The sequence below is a fragment of the Cupriavidus sp. SZY C1 genome, assembly GCF_032190535.1.
GTDB classification, from domain to species: Bacteria; Pseudomonadota; Gammaproteobacteria; order Burkholderiales; family Burkholderiaceae; genus Cupriavidus; species Cupriavidus pauculus_C.
Genome location: NZ_JAUANU010000017.1, coordinates 74,106 through 90,740, shown reverse-complemented (window position 1 = coordinate 90,740; position 16,635 = coordinate 74,106). Strand labels below are relative to the sequence as shown.

Here is a 16,635-nt window from a genome sequence, read left to right as displayed (position 1 = left end):
CCCGTCCGCCTGCCCATGTCCGCTGCCGCCCCTTCCGATCCTGTCCGCCTGCCTGGCGCCGTCGTCATCGGCGGCGGGCCGGCCGGGCTCATGGCGGCCGAGCAACTGGCCGCGCGCGGCGTGGCGGTGGACGTCTACGACGCCATGCCGTCGGTGGGACGCAAGTTCCTGATGGCCGGCAAGGGCGGCATGAACATCACCCACTCGGAGCCGGCCGACGCCTTCGTGGCCCGCTACGGCGCCCGCGCGGACCGCATCGGGCCGCTGCTGGACGACTTTGGCGCCGACGCGCTGCGGGCCTGGGTCCACGACCTCGGCATCGATACCTTCGTCGGCAGCTCGGGCCGCGTCTTTCCCACCGAGATGAAGGCCGCGCCGCTGCTGCGCGCGTGGCTGCACCGGCTGCGCGAGTCCGGCGTGCGCGTGCACGTGCGGCACCGCTGGACCGGCTTCACGCCGGGCGCCGATGGCTGGCACGGCCTGCGCTTCGCCACGCGCGATGGCGAGACCCACGTGGCCGCGCGCGCCGTGGTGCTGGCGCTGGGCGGGGGTAGCTGGGCGCGGCTGGGGTCCGATGGCGCGTGGATGCCGCTGCTGGCGGCGCGCGGCGTCGACGTGGCGCCGCTGCGGCCGGCCAACTGCGGCTTCGACGTGGCGTGGAGCCCGCTGTTCCGCAGCGAGCATGCGGGCGATCCGGTCAAGGCCGTGGCGATCGGCGTGACGGCGCCCGATGGCACCGTCTGGCATCGGCAGGGGGAATTCGTGATCAGCGAGACCGGCATCGAAGGCAGCCTGGTCTACGCGCTGTCCGCGCCGATCCGCGACCAGATCGACGCGCAGGGGCTGGCGACGATCACGCTGGACCTGGCGCCGGGACGCACGGCCGCGCAGGTGGCCGCCGAAGTGGCCCGGCCGCGTGGCGCGCGCTCGGTGTCCAGCCATCTGCAGAGCCGGCTTGGCATCACGGGCGTCAAGGCGCGGCTGCTGCGCGAGGTGCTGTCCAAGGAAGCGATGCACGACCCCGTGGCGCTGGCGGCGGCCATCAAGGCGCTGCCGCTGCAACTGCTGCGCGCGCGGCCGATCGACGAGGTCATCAGCACGGCCGGCGGCGTCCGCTTCGAGGCGATGGACGACCGGCTGATGCTGGACGCGCTACCCGGCGTGTTCTGCGCCGGCGAGATGCTGGACTGGGAGGCCCCCACCGGCGGCTACCTGCTGACGGCCTGCCTGGCCAGCGGACGCACCGCCGGGCTGGGCGCGGCGGCCTACCTCGGGGCCTGACGGCCCGCGCCGGCCACGCTCACTCGCCGGCCGGCGCCACGTTGGCGCCCGCGATGCCGTGCCGCTGCAGCGCCTGGGCGACCTTGCCCGACGCCTTCATCGCTTCCACGAATGCCGACAGGTACGCGGCCGCCGCCTCGCCGCGCGCCCGGTTCACGCCCATCGCCTGGCGGATCACCATGAAGCGCTCGTCCAGCAGGCGCAGGCCGCTCATGCCGGCCGTATCGGCCTGGAGCTGCTGCTTGACGCCGGCGGCCACGTCGAGGCCGCCATCGAGGAACGTCCGCACCACCGCCTGCGACGACGGCGCGCGCACGATTTCCGCTTGCTGCAGCTCGCGCGTCAGGTACAGGTCGTAGGCGCTGCCCTGGCCGACCACCACGCGCCGGCCGGGCTGGTCGACATCGGCGTTGTGGCGCACCGGCGAGGCGTCGCGCACCAGGTAGTAGCCTTCGATCAGCACGTACGGCGGCGTGAACGCAATGGTGGCGCCGCGCTTGGGATCGATGGCGAAGAAGCCGATGTCCGCCTGGCCGCTGGTCACCACGTCCACCGACTTGCCGGCGGTTTCCACCACCACCAGTTCCAGCGGCACACCCAGTTGCCCGGCCAGCGCCGTGGCCAGGTCCACCGACACCCCGCCCGCGCCGCCGTCCTTGCGGTGGGCCAGTACCGGGTTGCCGAGGTTGATCGACGCGCGCAGCACGCCGGTGGGCGCAAAGGCGTCGAGAAGGGTCTTGTCAGCCGTCATGGAGGCTCCTCTGTTGGCGATGGAATGGCGCCGGGCCGTGTGACGTGCCGGCCGCCGCCGCGACATTGTAGGCCGTGGCCGCGCCGTGCGCGCCGGCGGGGGTTGGCCTTTGGGCCAATGGAGCGGGCGGGGCATTGGGCACTAGAGTGCTTCGCATCGAACGCGCCGTGCGAACAGGAGGCACCGATGATCCGGCCCATGCGCCACACCGTCGTCCCCGGCCTGGCCGCGCTGTGGCTGGCCGGCTGCAACACGGCCCCGATTCCACCGGGCAAGAACGTGCCGATCCAGGCCGCGCTGGACGCCATCACGCGCGACATGTGCGCGTTCCAGCAGCAGTTTGCGCAGGCGCCGCAGGGGCGCGGCGTGGGCGTGGATACCTACACCGTCGAGCTGGTGCTGACCGTGGACGCGGCCCGGCAGCCGCCCGTGGCCGTGGCGCCCGACATCGCGTTCATGCCGACCGTGACCTACGGCAACACGCTGATGATGGCCAAGGACAGCCGGCTGGTGGTCACGTTCCGGAACACGGGGCAGGGCGGCGCCGGGCCCTGTCCGCCCGCGCCGCCGCCGCAGCCCGGCACCCCGGCGCCGCAGCCGCCCGGCTGAAGCGGCACGGCCACGGCCGGCTGGCCGGCCAGCGTGGTGCCAGCCCTACATCGATGCGGCGCGCGCGTCGTCGGCGGCGGACACGAAGCGCCGCTGCCGCATCCACTTGGTCGCCACCCATTTCTCGCCGCGCACCACCGCGGCCGCCGCGTGCAGCGTGCGGCCGTCCAGTTGGCCGCCGTCATCGCAATACTCGAAATAGAGCGCGTTGCCCTTGCGCGGCAACACCGACAGGCCGATCTCTGGAAACACGGTCTCGCCGCCTTCGGGCACGTCGTTCAGGTAGATCACCATCGTGCTCACGCGCTGGCCGCTGCGCGCGATGGACGCCTGGTTCGACGGGTTATCCGGCATCAGGAAGTCGAAATGCGGGCGGCTCTGGGCGCCGGGGCCGTAGTGCAGCACCTGCAGGCCCTCGCCGTTTTCCACGGGCATCCGCATCAGCGCGGCGACGCGCGCATCGATCGTCGCCAGCAGCGGCGATTCCGCCAGCCGGAAGAACATGCCCTGGCTGCTGCGGTCGGGGCTGACCACGTGCTCGCCGGTGCGCGGGTCCACCAGCGTCGACGGCGCCAGGCGCGGGCGCGCCGCCGCCACCAGCGCGTCGCATTCGGCCGGCGTCAGTACCGCTTCCAGCACCGCCACCACGGGCCGGTCCGTGCGCGACAGCACATGCACGGCACGGTCCCCGCCATCGAGCACGGCCGTGCGCGGCAGCCGGGCCGCGCCGGGCGCCGGGGGCGTCCGCTCGATCGTGACGAAGGCTTCGGGCATCGGCAGCCCGTCGCGTAGCACGCGGTCGAATGCCTGGACGAGCTGGCCGGCCACGGCCGGGTCAAAGCGCTGCCCGACCAGCGCGGCGGTGATGTCGGCCGGCGGGCCGCCGCGCCGCAGCGCATCGACGATCCAGTCGCGCAGCTCGGGCGAGAAATGAACCTTGGCAAGCTGGCGGGGCGGGTTGGAGGACGGGGCAGGGGTGGCTGGGGCTTGCATGGGCGGTTGTCACACGGGGCGCCGCCAGGCGGGCGCGGCGCCAAGTATCCAGCCCCGGTCGGGCGCGTGGCAACAACGTATCCGCTTTGTATCAGGATCGGTGTGGTTGAAATGTCCTGTAACCAGGCGGCCGACGGCGTGCATGAAACGGTCACATTGGATTCCTAGCATCGGGGCCGCTGCACTGGTCGGGAAGGGCGTACGCGCTGGCCCCGGCCGCGAAGGCGTCCGGCGCAGGCGGCCCCACCCGCCACCCCAAGGCGACGGCATCGGCTTCGGTGCGGCATCCCACTAGATCCAGCGCGTCCAACCATAACGACCGCGCGTGTCCTGGCGAGCCCCATCCATGCACCCTAAACACTCCACCTTCGTCCCCTTGCTTACCGCGCTGGCGGCAGCCGCGCTGCTGGCCGCCTGCGGCGGTGACGATTCCTCTGGCACCACCACCGGCAGCACCGGCGGCAGCGGCGGCACGGGCAACACCGGCGGCAACACCCCCACCCAGACCGTCAGCGGCGTGGTGGGTGGCGCAGCCGTCAAGAACCCCACCGGCTTTGCCAGCTCGTCGGCATCGGGCGTCGACTACGCCAAGAGCACCACGGGCGACGCCGTCGACCAGTCGTTCGTGCCGGTCACGTACGCCAACGCCACGGTCTGCGCCGACGCCAACGGCAACGGCGTCTGCGATGCCGGCGAGGCCAGCACGCGCACCGACGCCAGCGGCCGCTTCACGCTGACCACGCCGCCGGCGAGCCTGGTGGCCGTGGTGGACACCGACGCCACCTACAACGACCCGGCCACCGGCGCCACCAAGGTGGCCGCCAAGATGGTGCTGCGCAGCGCCGCCGCGCAGGCCGCCGACGGCGCCAGCGTGACCATCAGCCCGCTGTCGACCGAGGTGGTGCGGCTGACCGAATCGGAGTCGATGACCTACGCCGATGCCCGCACCGCCATCGCCGGCCGCCTGAGCCTGACCGGCGGCACCGCCGACGTGACCGTCAAGGCCGACGACGTCGTGGCGCAGCCGTCCGCCGTGGCCGACGCCGCCGCGGCCCGCGCGCTGCTGGTGGAAGACAACACGCTGGCCACCCGCTACGCGCTGGCATCGAAGATCCTGGACCGTGGCTTTGTCAGCGACAGCGCCACCGACCCGGTGACCACGCTGAAGTCGGCCCAGGAGGCCGCGTTCAACCCCGAGGGCATCCCGCGCTACGACCACCTGTTCGTGGTGATCTTCGAGAACCACAGCAACCAGACGATCGACAACCCGGCCTACCCGAACTTCTACAAGTACCTGCACACCGAAGGCAACAAGGCGGCCAACTACTTCTCCACCGGCAACCCCAGCGAGCCGAACTACATCTCGCTGGCCAGCGCCGACGACTGGGGCGTGGCCGACGACAACGCGTGGAACTGCCTGCCCGCCGGCGACACGGCCAACCAGCCGACCGACACGTTCGTGCCGCTGAACGCCTGCAACGCCGACACGAAGGTGCACAACCTCAAGGGCCGCCGCAACATGTTCACGGCCATGTACAACGCCGGCATGAGCACGCGCGTCTACAGCGAGTCGATGAACCCCGGCCAGGACCCGCGCAAGGACGGCGTGGCCAACGCCGCCATTACCGGCGTGAACCCCACGTCGGGCGTCACCGAAGCCATGCCGGCCGGCCTGTACAAGACCAAGCACCACCCGGCCGTGAACTTTGACGAGGTGCGCAACCGTCCGGACTTCTTCAAGAACCTGGCGCGCTCGATGGGCGGCGGCGAGTGGGATGCGTCGATCGCGTCGTACGCGTCGGCCAACGGCATCAAGTGGAACACGCACCAGTTCGAGGACGACCTCAAGAGCGGCGACATCGGCGCGCTGAACTACGTGGTGCCCGACCAGTGCGACGACATCCACGGCGTGGGCCCGTGCGCGTCGACCAACATCGCGCGCGGCGACGCGTACGCCAAGTACATGGTGGACGCGATCCAGGCGTCGCCGGTCTGGAAGAACACCAACCGCCGCACGGCCATCGTCATGCTGTTCGACGAAGGGTCGAGCTTCTTCGGCAGCTCGTCGTGCTGCGGCTGGAACGTGGGCGGCGGCGCCACCAGCGGCGCGCCGCTGGGCGAGGGCATCACCTCGGCCGTGCCGCGCTACAACGGCGGCAACAAGGGCGACGGCCCGACGATCTTCGCTGTGCTGACGAACCAGCCGGGCGCGCCGAAGCAGGTGGTGGACTCCGACGCCTACAGCCACTTCTCGTTCGTGCGCACGATGCAGGACATGTTCGGGCTGGCCGATCCGGGCGTGGCCACGTCGTACATGAACCGGTCGAAGTACACCGAGCAGTACATCGCCGACAACCTCGCCAACCTGGCCGAGTACTCGGGCAGCGCCAACACGCACTTCGACTCGGTGCGGCCGATGAACCACAAGTACGTGGTCAAGGCGGGCGACCTGCAATCGGGCGGCAGCGTGGCCGGCGGCAGCGGCAGCGGGTCGGTGGGCACGGGCAACAACACGGCCACGGGGCCGGATGCCTCGCAGACCAGCATCTGGGCCATCAAGTCCTGATGGCGTCGCGGCAGCCGCCCGGCCGGGCGGTTGCCTTTCTTCCCCTGCCCGTGGGCCGGCTGCCACCGGCCCCTTGAACCATGCGTCATTCCAGATTTGCCGCGCGCCGTGCCGCGGCCATGCTTTGTCTTGCGCTGGCCGCCTGCAAGCCGGCCACCGAGGCGCCCCGGGCCGCCGCCGCGCCGCCGGCCGTGCAGCGCGTGTCCGCGCCATCCGCGCCAACGTCTCCCCAGTCGCCGCTGTCGCCCGCCGCGCAGTTGGGCGCCGTGCTGTTCGTCGACCGGTCGCTGTCCGGGTCGGGCACGATGTCGTGCGCCACCTGCCACGATCCCCAGCACGCCTTTGCCCCGGCCAACGACCTGGCCGTGCAGCTTGGCGGCGCCGATGGCAGGCAGCCCGGCACGCGCGCCGTGCCGACGCTGATGTACAAGGAGTACACCAACCCGTACTCGGACACGTTCGAGAACCCCGACATGATCAGCCCGCCCGGTCCCGGCGGCGGCCTGACCTGGGACGGCCGTGCCAACACCATCGCCGAGCAGGCCGCCATCCCGCTGCTGGCCGCCAATGAAATGGCCGCCCGCGACAAGGCCGCCGTGGTGGACGCCGTGCGCCACGGCCCCAACGCCGCCGCGTTCCGGGCCGCCTACGGCCCCGCCGCGCTGGACGATACCGACAAGGCGTTCGCGCTGGTCGGCGCCGCGCTGCAGGCGTTCCAGGTGGAAGACCGCAGCTTCCACCCGTACAGCAGCAAGTTCGACCGCTACCGCAACAACAAGGTGGGCGGCGCGCTGACCGATGCCGAAGTGCGCGGCCTGCGCGTGTTCCTGGACCCGAACAAGGGCAACTGCATGGCCTGCCACCTGCTGGGCGGCGGCAACGACGGCAGCCAGGACATGACCAGCGACTACTCGTTCTCGGCCATCGGCGTGCCGCGCAATCCGGCCATCCCGGCCAACGCCGACCCCCGGTATTTCGACCTGGGGCTGTGCGGGCCGCTGCGCACCGACCACCGGCCCGGCCGCGACAAGGGCGCCGCCGCCACGTGCGGCATGTTCAAGACGCCGGTGCTGCGCAACGTCGCCACGCGCCACGTGTTCATGCACAACGGCGTGTTCAGGTCGCTGGAAGAAGTGGTGCGCTTCTACAACACGCGCGATACCGCGCCACAGGACTGGTATCCGCGCGATGCGCAGGGCCGGGTGGCCAAGTTCAACGACCTGCCGGCCCGCTACCGCGCCAATATCGACGGCCAGATGCCGCTGGACAAGCGCCGTGCCGGCAGCCCGCCGCCGATGACCGACCAGGAGATGCAGGACCTGGTTGCCTTCCTGAAGACGCTGACCGATGGCTACGTGCCGCCGCCCGGGCCCGACGCCAGCGGCGCGCATGCGCATACCGTCGCCAACGCGATGGCCGACCCCGCCGCCCGCAAGCCGGGCGCCGCCAACACCGCCGAAGTCCAATGAAACCGATCCTGACCCTGGCCGCGCTGGCGGCCGCCACCACGCTGCTGCTGGCCGGCTGCGACCGTCCCGACATGGCCAGCGAGGCCGGCTTCCGCGCCGCGCTGGACCAGCACCTGCAGGCGCACGGCGACCTCTGCATCGGCCGCCATGCCTGGCCCGTCGACGTGCCGGACGGCCCGGGCGCCACGCAGCTGCGCGATGGCATCCAGATGCCGGCGCTGGAACACGCGGGGCTGGTGGCGCACGTGCCGGCCCAGATGACGCTGCACCACCAGGACGGCTCCGACGAAGTGGTCAAGGCGCTGCGCTACAACCTGACCGACAAGGGCCGCCAGCAGCTCAATCCCCATCCGCGCACGGCCGCCCGCACGGCCGGCGCCGACGCGCCCGATCTCTGCTACGGCCACGTGCGGGTGGCGCGGGTCACCGGCTGGGACAAGCCCCACGACACCGCCGACAAGCCGGCCCGGCTGGCCACGACCGTGCGCTACCTGTACACGCTGGAGCCGGCGCCGTGGGCGCATGACGCGATGGTGCAGGGCGCCTTTCCCGTGCTGGCGCGCGTGATGCGCGGCAGCGGGACGCTGGAACTGAAGCAGGAGATGGTGGCCACCGGCGGGGGCTGGCAGCCGCTGTGAGCCGGGCCGCGCAGGCGTGCCAGTGCGTCAAGCCCGCGCCCCCCGGCCTTCGATGCGCGCGATGCCCTGGCATCACAGCGGGCAGTCGGGAATTCCATGGATTGCCGCGGCCGCCGCTGCCGTCGCCCCGGGTGACGGTGTAGTATCCGTGGCCGAACCTGTCTGAAGCTGGAGAGCTAACCATGATCGTATTCGTCACCGGTGCCACCGCGGGGTTTGGCGCCGCCATCGCCCGCCGCTTTGTCGGCGCCGGCCATCGCGTCATCGCCGCGGGCCGCCGTGAAGACCGCCTGCAGGCACTGGTCGATGAGCTGGGCCGCGACAACGTGCTGCCGCTGGTGCTGGACGTGCGCGACCGCGCCGCTGTGGAGGCCGCCGTGGCCGGCCTGCCGGCCGACTATGCCGACGTCGACGTGCTGGTGAACAACGCCGGGCTGGCGCTGGGGCTGGAGCCGGCGCACCGCGCCGACGTCGACCAGTGGGACACCATGGTCGACACCAACATCAAGGGCCTGACCTACATGACGCGCGCGGTGCTGCCCGGCATGGTGGCGCGCAATCGCGGCCACGTGGTCAATATCGGCTCGGTGGCGGGCGCCTACGCCTACCCGGGCGGCAACGTCTACGGCGCCACCAAGGCGTTCGTCCACCAGTTCTCGCTGAACCTGCGCGCCGACCTGACCGGCACGCGCGTGCGCGTGACCGACGTGGCGCCGGGGCTGGTGGGCGGCACCGAGTTCTCGGCCGTGCGCTTCCGTGGCGACCAGTCGCGCGTGGAAAAGGTCTACGAAGGCGCCGACGCGCTGACGCCCGACGATATCGCCGAGACCGTGTTCTGGGCCGCCACGCTGCCGGCGCGCGTGAACATCAACTACCTGGAAGTGATGCCGGTAACGCAGTCGTTCAGCGCGCTGTCGATTCACCGCGAGAAGCCGTAAGCGTTTGTCGAATCGCCCGGTCCCGGCCGGGCTTTTTGCGGGCGGGGGGAATAGACGCCCCGGTTTGGGCGTATACCCGATGAGTCCACACTCGACGGGAGCCCCCCTTGACCGACAACACCCCACATTCCCACCCGGGCAAGCCCATCTGCGTGCCATGCCGGCTCGGCGCCATCGGCGCCGTCGTGCTGGTACTGGCGGGCGGCTTTGCCTACACGGGCGGCTGGATCGGCCCGCAGCGGCTATCCACGCGCGCCATCGTCGACCAGTTCCAGCGTAACGACGGCCTGCACGCGGGCTATCGCCGCAACCACGCCAAGGGCGTGTGCGTGGCCGGCTACTTCGACAGCAACGGCGCGGCCGCGCAGGTGTCCAGCGCGGGCGTGTTCGCGCCCGGCCGCACGCCGGTGACCGGGCGCTTTGCGCTGCCCGGCGGCAATCCGCTGGCGCCCGACGGCAGCGTGCCGATCCGCAGCCTGGCGCTGATGTTCACGCAGGCCGACGGCCAACAGTGGCGCACCGGCATGAATTCGGTACCGCGCTTTCCGGTGCACACGCCGGAACAGTTCTACCAGTTGCTTCAGGCCAGCCAGCCCGATCCCGCCACCCACAAGCCAGATCCCGCCAGGCTCAAGGCGTTTGCCGCCGGCGCGCCGGCGCTGGCCGCGTTCCAGAGCTGGATCCAGGCGCATCCGCCTTCGTCCAGCTTTGCCAATGCCGCGTACTACAGCGTCAATGCGTTCTACCTGGTCGATGCCGGCGGCAAGCGGCAGGCCGTGCGCTGGGCGGTGCAGCCGGAGTTGCCGTACGCGCCGGTGAGCGCGGCCGAGCGCGGGCAGGCATCGTTCCTGGCGGCGGACCTGATGCAGCGGCTGCAGGCCGGGCCGCTGCGCTGGCGGCTGGTGCTGACGCTGGGCGCGCCCGGCGATGTCACCGACGACGCCACGCAGGTCTGGCCCGACGACCGCCCGCAGATCGACGCCGGCACGCTGGTGCTGGAACGCGCCACGGCGCAGGACGACGGCCCGTGCCGCGACGTCAACTTCGACCCGACCGTGCTGCCGGCCGGCATCGCCACGTCGGCCGATCCGCTGCTGGCGGCGCGCTCGGCCGCCTACGCGGTGTCGTACCAGCGCCGCACGCGCGAGGAGGCAACCGCCGCCCGCGAACCGAAGGCCATCCAGTGAGGAACCCGGCATGAAGGCAACTTCGACTCAATTCAGCGGCGCGCAAAAGCTGCTGCACTGGCTGATGGCCGTGCTGATCCTGGCGATGCTGTTCGTCGGCGTGGGAATGGTGTTCACGGTGTCGCGCGCGCATGACACGCTCGTGGCGCTGCACCGGCCGCTGGGCATCGCGCTGCTGCTGCTCGTCATCGTCCGGCTGGCCGTGCGGCTGCGGCGCGGCGCGCCGCCGCTGCCGGCCCACATGCCCGCCGCGCAACGGTTCGTCGCCAAGGCATCGCACGTGGTGCTCTACGCGCTGATGCTGGCAATGCCGCTGGTGGGCTGGGCCATGCTGTCGGCGGGCGGCTACCCGGTGACGATGGCCGGCGGTTTCCACCTGCCGCCGCTGCTGCCCGCCAACGTCACCGCGTTCGCGTTGCTGCGGACGTTGCACACATGGCTCGGGCTCACGCTGTTCGCCGTGGTCCTGCTGCATTTGGCCGCCGCGCTGATGCACGCGCTGGTGATCCGGGATGGGGTGTTCGAAGCGATGGCGGGGCGGCGGTAGGGCGGGGTGTGTTTGGCGGGTTGGCTCACCGCTCCCGCGAGGTTTGCTCCCCTCTCCCGCGCGCGGGAGAGGGGTTGGGGGAGAGGGTCAGCGGCTCACAATGCGACATGTCGTGGCTTGCACAGCCATGCCCTCTCCCCCGGCCCCTCTCCCGCCTTGCGGGAGAGGGGAGACAACCATTGGCAATTCAAGCGCAACAGCTCACCCCGGCACCTTCTCCGCCCCGAAGGCCGCCAGTTCCTTCACCAGGCTGGTGGCTGCCAGTTCCACCAGGGCGCGGCCCTTTTCCGGCGTGGCCTGGTTCGGATCGGAGCCCATGCGGCCGTCGGGAAAGCGGGCGCGGAAGTCCAGCGCTTCGCGGATCGGGCCGGACGGGGCGATGCGCGGCGAGTAGTCGGCGTGCTTGATGGCGTGGGCGTAGGCGTACTGCGTCACCGCGATCTCGGACGGCGTGGCGTGGGCGCCGTGGCCGGTCGGGAACATTTCCTTGGCCAGGTCGTTGACGCCTTCCAGGTCCCACCAGTTGGTCAGCTTCATCGCAAAGCCGGCGCGGCGGCCCGCGAAGCTGGACTCGGCGTAGAGCTCGGAGAACGCGGCCTCGATGGACGCGATGTTGCCGCCGTGGCCGTTCAGGAACAGGATCTTCTCGAAGCCGTGGCGGGCCAGCGAGCGCGTCCAGTCCACGATGGCGGCGATGAACGTCGACGGGCGCAGCGAGATCGTGCCGGCAAAGCCCAGGTGGTGCTGGGCCATGCCGATGTTGAACGTCGGCGCCACCAGGATGTCGGCCTGCTGTTCGGCATGGCGGCAGATGATCTCCGGGCACATCCAGTCGGTGCCCAGCAGGCCCGTGGGGCCGTGCTGCTCGTTCGAGCCGATCGGCACGACGATGGTGCGGCTGCGTTGCAGATACTGTTCGACTTCTGACCAGGTGGAAAAGTACAGCAGCATGGTTCACTCCTTGTTGGACGTGGGGGGTGTCGGGTGGTTATCGGCCGGCCTCAGGCATGCGCCGCGCGGGCCGGCATGCGCATGGCCAGGATGATCAGCGCGGCGGCCAGCGGCATGGCCGCCATGACCAGCACGCCGGGATGCAGGCTGCCGGTGGCGGTCTTGGCCCAGCCGATGATGGCCGGGCCCCAGAAGCCGCCCGACAGCCCGATGGTGTTGATCAGCGCGATGCCGCCGGCGGCGGCCGGGCCCTTGATGTATTCGGACGGCATGGCCCAGAACACGGTGTAGGTCATCCACAGCGTGGTGGTGCCCAGCGTCAGCAGCGCAAGCGTGGCCGCCAGGTGGCCGTCGGCCAGCGTCGTCCCGGCCAGCAGCGCGGCACCGGCCAGCGCGGGGATGGCGGCGTGGTAGCGGCGTTCGCCCTTGCGGTCGGAGCGGCGGCCCATGTAGAGCATGCCGATGGCGCCGCCCACGTAGGGCAGGGCGGCGTACCAGCCCAACTGCACGGTGTCGGTCACGCCCTGAGCCTTGATCAGCGTGGGCAGCCAGAAGCTCAGTGCGTAGATGGCGGCGATCACGCAGAAGTAGGCGGTGGCCAGCACGTAGATGCGCCAGTCGCGCGCCACGGCGCCGAACGAGTGCTTGTGCGCGGCCGGCACGGCCAGTTCCTGCTCCAGCAGCCGCTTCTCGTCGCTGGTCAGCCAGTGGGCGTCGGCGGGACGGTCGGGCACGAGCTTCCAGGCCAGCACGCCCAGCACCAGGCAGGGCAGCCCTTCGACCAGGAACATCCATTGCCAGCCGGCCAGCCCGGCGTGGCCGGCCAGCGCGGTCATCAGCCATGCGGACAGCGGGCCGCCGATGATGCCGCCGATGGGGCCGGCCAGGAACACGATGGCGATGGCGCGCGCCATGCGCTGCGGGCCGTACCAGCAGGACAGGTAATAGATCATGCCCGGCGCAAAGCCGGCCTCGAACACGCCCAGCAGGAAGCGCATGGCGTAGAACGTGGGCACGTCGCGCACGAACATCATGCAGGCTGACGTGATGCCCCAGAGCACCAGGATGCGGCTGAACGTCTTGCGGGCGCCCACGCGCGGCAGCATCAGGTTGCTCGGGATCTCGAACAGCACGTAGCCGATGAAGAAGATGCCGGCCCCCACGCCGTAGGCGGCGTCGGAGAAGCCCAGGTCGCCCTGCATCTGCAGCTTGGCAAAGCCGACGTTGACGCGGTCCAGGTAGGCGAACAGGTAGCAGACCAGCAGGAACGGCAGCAGCCGCAGGTTGATCTTCTGGTACAGCGCGGCGGTGCCGTCGACGGCGGCGGGGTTGGACATCACTAACATTTGCCAGTCTCCAGAGCGTTGTGATGGTTGTGGGATTGGCTTGGATAGTGGCAGCCGCGTAGACTGACACCAACAGCAACAAAATCCACACTTCGTTCTTCCCAGGGCAACAGTCCACTTGGCGACCATGCTTGGGTGACGCTTACGCAACAAAGAGGCGGGATATGCGGGAAATCAACCAGCAGCGGCTGCGCTATTTCCGGGAGGTGCTGGCGCACGGCACGATCCGGGGCGCGGCGGAAAGCCTGAACACGTCGCCGTCGGTCATCACGCGGCAGATCCGGCTGCTTGAAGAGGAACTGGGCACCACGCTGTTCGAGCGCCAGGCGCGCGGCGTGCGGCCCACCGAGGCGGCGGCGCACCTGCTGGAGTTCTGGCGCGGCTACCGCTCGCACCAGGAAAAGCTCGAAGACCAGCTCCACGCGCTGCAGGGGCTGCAGCAGGGCATGGTGCAGATCGTGCTGAGCGAGGGCTACGTCGACGCGCTGGTCAACGAGGTGGTGGCGCCGTTCTGCGCGCAATACCCGATGGTCGACATCCGCATGGAGATCCTGCCCGTGGACGACGTGCTCAACGAGGTGGCGGAAAGCCGCGCGCACATCGGGCTGGCCTACAACCCGCCGCTGCACCCGCGCATCGAGTACCGGGCCAGCGCGTCGCAGCCCATCGTGCTGCTGACGCGCCATGACCACCCGCTGGCGCTGCGCGGCGGGCCGGCCACGCTTCATGACGTGATGGCCTATCCGCTGGCGCTGATGCCCGAGTCGTACGGCATCGGCCACGCGGCACGGATGCTGGAGTTTGCCGAGAACATCCGCATCCGGCCCACGCTGGTGACCAACTCGCTGTCCGCGCTCAAGCAGTTCGTGGCCTACGACGACTTTGTCACGCTGATCGGCCAGTTTGCCGCCTACCGCGAGGTGGCCGCCGGCAGCCTGGCGACGGTGCCGGTGGACCACCCGCTGTGCCGTGGCACGCAGGCGCGGCTGCTGGTCAAGGCCGGGCGGCCGCTGCCGGCCGCCGCGCAGGAGGTGCTGGCGTTCATCCAGCACCGCATGGGCATCTTTGCCGAAGGCCGGGGCGCTCAAAGCACGTAGCCGCCGTCGATGGTCAGGCTGGCGCCGGTCATGTAGGCCGACGCCGGGCTGGCCAGCCACGCCGCCAGGCCGGCAATTTCGTCGGGCTGGCCGATCCGGCCGAGCGGGATCCGCGCGATCAGGTGCTCGACCATCGACGATGTCATGTCGGTCTCGGTCGGGCCGGGCTGGATGTTGTTGACCGTGATGCCGCGCGGCGCCAGTTCCAGCGCCAGGTTCTGCACCAGCGACGCCACGGCCGCCTTGGTCATCGCGTAGACCGCCCCGCCCACCGAGCCGGTGCGGATGGCCGTGTTGCTGCCGATGGTGATGATCCGGCCGCCGTCGCGCATGGCGCCGGCCGCGGCCTGGATGGCCACGAACACGCCCCGGATGTTGACGTCGAGCATGGCATCGAGGTCGGTGTCGGTGAACTGCTCCAGCCGGCCCAGCCGCAGCAGGCCGGCGTTGACCACGGCGGCGTCCAGCGCGCCAAAGCGTGCCACGGCCTGCCGCACGGCGGCGCGGATCGCGGCCGGATCGGCGCTGTCGGCGGCAATGGCCACGGCCTGGCCGCCGTCGGCCTCGATGGCTGCAACCACCTCGGCGGCCTTGCCGGGGCTGGTGGCGTAGGTCAGCGCCACGCGAAAGCCGTCGCGAGCCAGCCGCCGGGCGATGGCGGCGCCAATGCCGCGGGATCCACCAAATACCAGGGCAGCCGGGGCTGCCGTCGCTGCGTTGCGTTCCATGTCGTCGCACCGTATCGAAGTTGATCGTGCAGACGATAGTGCAGACCGCGCGTATCGCGTTTATGTGCCGGCACAAGCGGTTTTGTATCCGCATGTAGGCGTCGTGGTGGGGCGGCCGGCCGGCAAAAAGCGTTTCGGGGTTTGCCCAATGGCGCCCCGGCATCCTATGGTTAGGTGCAGACCCCGGCGCAGGACGCCCGCCCGGCCGCCCCCCAAGGAGACGTCATGAGCAAGAAGTCGAGTATCACGACCTGGATCCTGATCGCGATGATTCTGGGCGCCGTGGTCGGCTACGGGTGCAACACGGCGTTTCCGGACCCCAAGGTGGCCAAGGAGATCGCCGGGTATATCTCCATCGTCACCGACGTGTTCCTGCGGCTGATCAAGATGATCATCGCGCCGCTGGTGTTTTCCACGCTCGTGATCGGCATCGCCCACATGGGGGATGCCAGCACCGTGGGCCGCGTGGGCGTCAAGGCGCTGGCGTGGTTCATCACGGCGTCGCTGGTGTCGCTGACGCTGGGGCTGATCATGGCCACGCTGTTGCACCCGGGCGTGAACATCGGCCTGCCGCTGCCCGACGTGGGCGCCGCCACCAACCTCAAGACCAACGCGTTCACGTTGAAGGACTTTGTCTCGCACCTGGTGCCCAAGTCGGTGGCCGAGGCGATGGCCAACAACGAGATTCTGCAGATCGTGGTGTTCTCGATCTTCTTTGGCACCGCCATTGCCACGCTGGGCGAGCGCGGCCAGCGCATGGCCGGCGTGATCGAGGACCTGGCGCAGATCATGCTCAAGATCACCGGCGCGGTGATGTGGCTGGCCCCGGTGGCCGTGTTCGCGGCCATCGCGTCGACCGTGACCACGCAGGGGCTGGGCATCCTGATTACCTTTGCCAAGTTCATGGGCAGCTTCTACCTGGCGCTGTTCGTGCTCTGGGGGCTGCTGACGCTGGCCGGCTTCGTGTTCCTGGGCCGGCGCGTGTTCGAGCTGATCCGGCTGATCCGCGAGCCGTTCCTGCTGTCGTTTTCCACGGCCAGTTCCGAGGCCGCCTACCCGAAGCTGCTGGATTCGCTGGACCGCTTTGGCGTGAATCGCAAGATCTCCAGTTTCGTGCTGCCGCTGGGGTATTCGTTCAACCTGGACGGGTCGATGATGTACTGCACGTTCGCGGTGCTGTTCATCGCCCAGGCGTACGACATCCACCTGCCGCTGGGCACGCAGATCACGATGCTGCTGTTGCTGATGCTGACGTCCAAGGGCATGGCCGGCGTGCCGCGCGCGTCGCTGGTGGTGATTGCGGCCACGCTGAACCAGTTCGGCATTCCGGAGGCGGGGCTGCTGCTGATCATGGGGGTCGACCAGTTCCTGGACATGGGCCGGTCTGCCACCAACGCCGTCGGCAACTCGATTGCGGCGGCCGTGGTGGCCAAGTGGGAAGGACAACTGGCCGCCGGGCCCGTGCCGGAGACCGAGAAAGACATACCGGGCGAGGAGCCACGCACCACGGCGGAGGCCTGACGCCATGCGCGGA

The 16,635-nt window shown here is 70.3% G+C and carries 15 protein-coding genes; 10 read left to right on the top strand and 5 right to left on the bottom strand.

Annotated features, from left to right (window positions below):
• The first annotated feature begins 15 nt into the window (after positions 1-15).
• Positions 16-1,281: a TIGR03862 family flavoprotein gene (locus tag QTN24_RS22370; RefSeq protein WP_313839906.1), complete on the top strand. Its 1,266-nt coding sequence runs from the start codon at positions 16-18 to the stop codon at positions 1,279-1,281.
• A gap of 19 nt (positions 1,282-1,300) precedes the next feature.
• Here QTN24_RS22370 and QTN24_RS22365 read toward each other — a convergent pair whose 3' ends face one another.
• Entirely contained in the window at positions 1,301-2,032 is a 732-nt protein-coding gene (locus QTN24_RS22365; RefSeq protein WP_313839904.1) for an ABC transporter substrate-binding protein, read from the bottom strand.
• Between the two features lie 198 nt (positions 2,033-2,230).
• On the opposite strand from QTN24_RS22365, the gene QTN24_RS22360 reads away from it, so the two are divergent.
• Positions 2,231-2,641 (top strand): hypothetical protein, encoded by a 411-nt coding sequence (locus QTN24_RS22360; protein ID WP_313839902.1) that lies wholly within the window; start codon positions 2,231-2,233, stop codon positions 2,639-2,641.
• 45 nt (positions 2,642-2,686) lie between these two features.
• Here the strand turns inward: QTN24_RS22360 and QTN24_RS22355 are convergent, their stop codons facing one another.
• Positions 2,687-3,634 (bottom strand): 2OG-Fe(II) oxygenase, encoded by a 948-nt coding sequence (locus QTN24_RS22355; RefSeq protein WP_313839901.1) that lies wholly within the window; start codon positions 3,632-3,634, stop codon positions 2,687-2,689.
• A 346-nt stretch (positions 3,635-3,980) separates the two neighbouring features.
• Here QTN24_RS22355 and QTN24_RS22350 point away from each other — a divergent pair, with 346 nt between their 5' ends.
• From QTN24_RS22350 to QTN24_RS22325, 6 genes are all read left to right on the top strand, one after another.
• The gene (locus QTN24_RS22350; protein ID WP_313839899.1) at positions 3,981-6,200 is read left to right on the top strand and encodes an alkaline phosphatase family protein; all 2,220 of its coding nucleotides are present in this window, start codon (positions 3,981-3,983) and stop codon (positions 6,198-6,200) included.
• Positions 6,201-6,280: 80 nt separating this feature from the next.
• Positions 6,281-7,669 carry a cytochrome-c peroxidase gene (locus tag QTN24_RS22345; RefSeq protein WP_253699892.1) on the top strand — a complete coding sequence of 463 codons (1,389 nt, stop codon included), beginning with the start codon at positions 6,281-6,283 and terminating at the stop codon, positions 7,667-7,669.
• Positions 7,666-8,307, top strand: a complete 642-nt coding sequence (locus QTN24_RS22340) for a hypothetical protein (protein ID WP_313839895.1) — start codon at positions 7,666-7,668, stop codon at positions 8,305-8,307. Before QTN24_RS22345 ends, QTN24_RS22340 begins: the two co-directional genes overlap by 4 nt.
• 182 nt (positions 8,308-8,489) lie before the next feature.
• A complete protein-coding gene (gene ydfG / locus QTN24_RS22335) occupies positions 8,490-9,245 on the top strand; it encodes a bifunctional NADP-dependent 3-hydroxy acid dehydrogenase/3-hydroxypropionate dehydrogenase YdfG (protein ID WP_124684563.1) in 756 nt (251 codons plus the stop codon).
• Positions 9,246-9,352: 107 nt separating this feature from the next.
• On the top strand, positions 9,353-10,432 hold the full coding sequence (locus QTN24_RS22330; protein WP_409559072.1) for a catalase family peroxidase: 1,080 nt from the start codon (positions 9,353-9,355) through the stop codon (positions 10,430-10,432).
• A gap of 10 nt (positions 10,433-10,442) precedes the next feature.
• Complete coding sequence (locus tag QTN24_RS22325) at positions 10,443-10,979, top strand: cytochrome b (protein ID WP_313839893.1); 537 nt, start codon at positions 10,443-10,445, stop codon at positions 10,977-10,979.
• A gap of 201 nt (positions 10,980-11,180) precedes the next feature.
• Here the strand turns inward: QTN24_RS22325 and QTN24_RS22320 are convergent, their stop codons facing one another.
• Complete coding sequence (locus tag QTN24_RS22320) at positions 11,181-11,930, bottom strand: creatininase family protein (RefSeq protein WP_124684561.1); 750 nt, start codon at positions 11,928-11,930, stop codon at positions 11,181-11,183.
• A gap of 50 nt (positions 11,931-11,980) precedes the next feature.
• Positions 11,981-13,276 (bottom strand): MFS transporter, encoded by a 1,296-nt coding sequence (locus tag QTN24_RS22315; protein ID WP_313839891.1) that lies wholly within the window; start codon positions 13,274-13,276, stop codon positions 11,981-11,983.
• Positions 13,277-13,440: 164 nt separating this feature from the next.
• On the opposite strand from QTN24_RS22315, the gene QTN24_RS22310 reads away from it, so the two are divergent.
• Positions 13,441-14,373, top strand: a complete 933-nt coding sequence (locus QTN24_RS22310) for a LysR family transcriptional regulator (RefSeq protein WP_124684559.1) — start codon at positions 13,441-13,443, stop codon at positions 14,371-14,373.
• Here the strand turns inward: QTN24_RS22310 and QTN24_RS22305 are convergent.
• Positions 14,361-15,101 (bottom strand): 3-oxoacyl-ACP reductase family protein, encoded by a 741-nt coding sequence (locus QTN24_RS22305; protein ID WP_172966066.1) that lies wholly within the window; start codon positions 15,099-15,101, stop codon positions 14,361-14,363. The two genes, QTN24_RS22310 and QTN24_RS22305, sit on opposite strands and share 13 nt — an antisense overlap.
• A 225-nt stretch (positions 15,102-15,326) precedes the next feature.
• Here QTN24_RS22305 and QTN24_RS22300 point away from each other — a divergent pair, with 225 nt between their 5' ends.
• Entirely contained in the window at positions 15,327-16,622 is a 1,296-nt protein-coding gene (locus QTN24_RS22300; protein ID WP_313839889.1) for a dicarboxylate/amino acid:cation symporter, read from the top strand.
• Positions 16,623-16,635 lie beyond the last annotated feature (13 nt).

Excerpts from the sequence above, each read along its gene's own strand:
- QTN24_RS22370 (WP_313839906.1), top strand. The coding sequence starts at position 16 with ATGTCCGCTGCCGCCCCTTCCGATCCTGTCCGCCTGCCTGGCGCCGTC.
- QTN24_RS22365 (WP_313839904.1), bottom strand. The coding sequence starts at position 2,032 with ATGACGGCTGACAAGACCCTTCTCGACGCCTTTGCGCCCACCGGCGTG.
- QTN24_RS22360 (WP_313839902.1), top strand. The coding sequence starts at position 2,231 with ATGCGCCACACCGTCGTCCCCGGCCTGGCCGCGCTGTGGCTGGCCGGC.
- QTN24_RS22355 (WP_313839901.1), bottom strand. The coding sequence starts at position 3,634 with ATGCAAGCCCCAGCCACCCCTGCCCCGTCCTCCAACCCGCCCCGCCAG.
- QTN24_RS22350 (WP_313839899.1), top strand. The coding sequence starts at position 3,981 with ATGCACCCTAAACACTCCACCTTCGTCCCCTTGCTTACCGCGCTGGCG.
- QTN24_RS22345 (WP_253699892.1), top strand. The coding sequence starts at position 6,281 with ATGCGTCATTCCAGATTTGCCGCGCGCCGTGCCGCGGCCATGCTTTGT.
- QTN24_RS22340 (WP_313839895.1), top strand. The coding sequence starts at position 7,666 with ATGAAACCGATCCTGACCCTGGCCGCGCTGGCGGCCGCCACCACGCTG.
- ydfG (WP_124684563.1), top strand. The coding sequence starts at position 8,490 with ATGATCGTATTCGTCACCGGTGCCACCGCGGGGTTTGGCGCCGCCATC.
- QTN24_RS22325 (WP_313839893.1), top strand. The coding sequence starts at position 10,443 with ATGAAGGCAACTTCGACTCAATTCAGCGGCGCGCAAAAGCTGCTGCAC.
- QTN24_RS22320 (WP_124684561.1), bottom strand. The coding sequence starts at position 11,930 with ATGCTGCTGTACTTTTCCACCTGGTCAGAAGTCGAACAGTATCTGCAA.
- QTN24_RS22315 (WP_313839891.1), bottom strand. The coding sequence starts at position 13,276 with ATGTTAGTGATGTCCAACCCCGCCGCCGTCGACGGCACCGCCGCGCTG.
- QTN24_RS22310 (WP_124684559.1), top strand. The coding sequence starts at position 13,441 with ATGCGGGAAATCAACCAGCAGCGGCTGCGCTATTTCCGGGAGGTGCTG.
- QTN24_RS22305 (WP_172966066.1), bottom strand. The coding sequence starts at position 15,101 with ATGGAACGCAACGCAGCGACGGCAGCCCCGGCTGCCCTGGTATTTGGT.
- QTN24_RS22300 (WP_313839889.1), top strand. The coding sequence starts at position 15,327 with ATGAGCAAGAAGTCGAGTATCACGACCTGGATCCTGATCGCGATGATT.